This window comes from Moorena sp. SIO3I6, from assembly GCF_010672095.1.
On sequence record NZ_JAAHHU010001102.1, the window covers coordinates 1 to 1676 of the forward strand.

Below are 1676 nucleotides of genomic sequence, written 5' to 3' on the forward strand. Positions count from 1 at the left end.
TAGTTCTCCTACATTAAATTCCTGAAAACTGTGGAATAGGTTAGACCCTCGTATTGCCCCACCTTCGATTTTATCTGCTATTTTTCCTCGGACATTGGTATTAGGTATCACCACAGACGATTCTGAACCTAATGTCCCATCCGGAACAATATCAGCCAAGGCATAGTTTCCCGACATGGCTAGGGTTAACCAACCCAGGGGGAACGCCATTGCCCTGGCCCAACCTAAGGTGAGGGTGATTACTAGCTTTCTTCCACCCATATTCAGTTCTAAGTTATTGCTTTAAATATCTTCTGGTTAATTCTAGCAGTTATTAGTGCTTTTTATTGGAACTATGGAAATTTTAATAAGTGTGGTTAAATGGGGAGAGATCACCCTCAAATTATGGGATATATAGCGTTTTTATATAGGTTGTAAACAGGCTTAGGGCATGAATTGAAATGCAGTAAAAATGGGAAAGGTAAGAGGGTAAAGATCTTCGTATTTTTCTTTTTCCATAAAAAAATACTACCTAGGTTTACATCTCATTTATAAATGCTATAACTATCGGATCTAATACCGAGTTGCATTCAAAGAGAGTAGATTGCTTGCATAGGGAGATGGGGAGATGGGGAGATGGAGAGATGGGGAGATAGGGATAGAAAGTTGTACGTTTGACCGCAACTTAGTATAAGCGATCGCGTAGCGTGGCCATTCGCGCAGCGTGGCCCAAAGGCCAAGGCCAATCGCGTAGCGTGGCCATTCGCGCAGCGTGGCCCAAAGGCCAAGGCCAATCGCATAGTTGTTTAACAGTTAAGCTTCCGCAACGGTTAGGCTTCCGCAACGGTTACGATCCATTCAAGAGCACAGTATCAACAGCTAGTAGTCAGTTTATGCGATCATCCCATGCTTGTTTAACAGTTAGGCTTCCGCAACGGTTAGGTTGACCCAACGGTTACCATCAATCAGGATAAGACCATGAAAAGCTAGTAGTAACCCATATTCCGCAGGTTGGTCAGACCAGTAGATAATAATTTTGGCAGGGAGCACCAATAAACTGAAGACCCCTTAATATTAAACATTATTTAATAATTTCATCATACTGATTGCTGTCATCTTGTTGTTCCTTGATTGAGTTTATAATCTCGTTTAATGGCTTTTGGTTTAGCCACTGATGGCGTTCTTTGGTATAGTCACCTTGACCCCAGTTAAAATATTGAATAAACCGAATTGCATCAACCATTCCTAAAGCATCAACTAAGGCTTGATATCCTTGTTTTATAATTTCCTGTTGGGGTTTAATCATCATCGTTATTATCCATTTGTGTAGATTATATTAGCCAACGCACAGGATTATCAACAGCTACATTGATTGCCCTAATATTTCGTTTAGCTTTGTTAATAAGTCGGTCATCTGTAGCTCAGGGGGTGGCAAAAATGCTAAAAATTAGGCGTTGCTTAATAATGGAATGATTTTAAGAGTTTTTAGGTGCGCTTGACCTTGGCGAATTTAATTCTTCATGGGTCAAGCGCACCTTTGACTAAAATAAGCTATCAGCTGATAGCTGATAGCTTATAGCTTAGGTTGCTGTTACCCAAAAGGAACATTCAACGCGCCATTTTGCTTAAGCCATTGGCACTGTTGAGCACTTAATCCTTTAGCATCGGTAAACACCGCACCAGATCGGAAGAACACC

General features: G+C 41.1%; 3 protein-coding genes and 1 pseudogene. All 4 read right to left on the reverse strand.

Annotation, left to right across the window (positions count from 1 at the left end):
* A pseudogene (locus F6K49_RS46580) lies at positions 1-261 on the reverse strand (hemagglutination activity domain protein); the annotation flags it as partial.
* A 308-nt stretch (positions 262-569) separates the two neighbouring features.
* Positions 570-779, reverse strand: a complete 210-nt coding sequence (locus F6K49_RS46585; RefSeq protein WP_293109258.1) for a hypothetical protein — start codon at positions 777-779, stop codon at positions 570-572.
* Between the two features lie 121 nt (positions 780-900).
* Positions 901-1029 (reverse strand): hypothetical protein, encoded by a 129-nt coding sequence (locus F6K49_RS46590; protein ID WP_267876487.1) that lies wholly within the window; start codon positions 1027-1029, stop codon positions 901-903.
* Between the two features lie 31 nt (positions 1030-1060).
* Complete coding sequence (locus tag F6K49_RS46595) at positions 1061-1285, reverse strand: hypothetical protein (RefSeq protein ID WP_293109260.1); 225 nt, start codon at positions 1283-1285, stop codon at positions 1061-1063.
* Between the last annotated feature and the right edge of the window lie 391 nt (positions 1286-1676).

Coding starts and splice junctions, on each gene's coding strand:
- F6K49_RS46585 (WP_293109258.1), bottom strand. CDS start 779: ATGCGATTGGCCTTGGCCTTTGGGCCACGCTGCGCGAATGGCCACGCT.
- F6K49_RS46595 (WP_293109260.1), bottom strand. CDS start 1,285: ATGATTAAACCCCAACAGGAAATTATAAAACAAGGATATCAAGCCTTA.